Here is a 595-nt window from a genome sequence, read left to right as displayed (position 1 = left end):
CAGAGTGCAGGTAACATCTCGATTCAGGGTGGCAGTCTATCACTTAAAGCAGGTCAGATTAAAGCAACCGCCCCTGAAGCAATTTGGCTTCTTGGCGGAGGAAGCAGCTTTATATTGGATGGACAAGCTGATGTTCGTGCTGGACTGCTTCAACAGGAAGGCAGCCATAAGGCACCGGTCGTGGTAGCTGATTTGCCGCCAGAGCCGGAGCCACCCCTTATTCCGCTTGAACAATATGAGGCAGCTCAAGCAGCAGCTGCAGCCGAAGCAGCTGCTATGCAGCCTTCCGTGGTTAACATGAAGGAGGTCTCCCTGTTTGGTGCAGCGGTCGCCATGGCGGGCATGATTCCCGTTTTGGGTATGCTTGGAGGTGCACCAGCCATTGCGGCACAGGCCGTTGTCGTTGGCGCTGCAGCAATCGGCTTGATCGGGAACATCCCAAGTGCAGGATCCTTTAAGCCTTCGGCCCTACAACTTCTGAATCATCTGAATGGTGATTTCGTGGGCAAGATGCAGCAAGAAGAGGCTTATAAGCACCAATTATTTGGTAAAGTTGTCTCAGCAGCACGAGAGTTAAGCACAGCTACTTCCTTTA

At 52.4% G+C, this 595-nt stretch carries 1 pseudogene; it reads left to right on the top strand.

Annotation, left to right across the window (positions count from 1 at the left end):
- Window positions 1–595, top strand: a pseudogene (locus AC1DE7_RS31780) (hypothetical protein); the annotation flags it as partial.

Source organism: Paenibacillus sp. 10L310 (assembly GCF_056395745.1).
The sequence above is the reverse complement of the archived record's forward strand: the minus strand, read 5'-3'. Positions and strand labels throughout refer to the sequence as shown.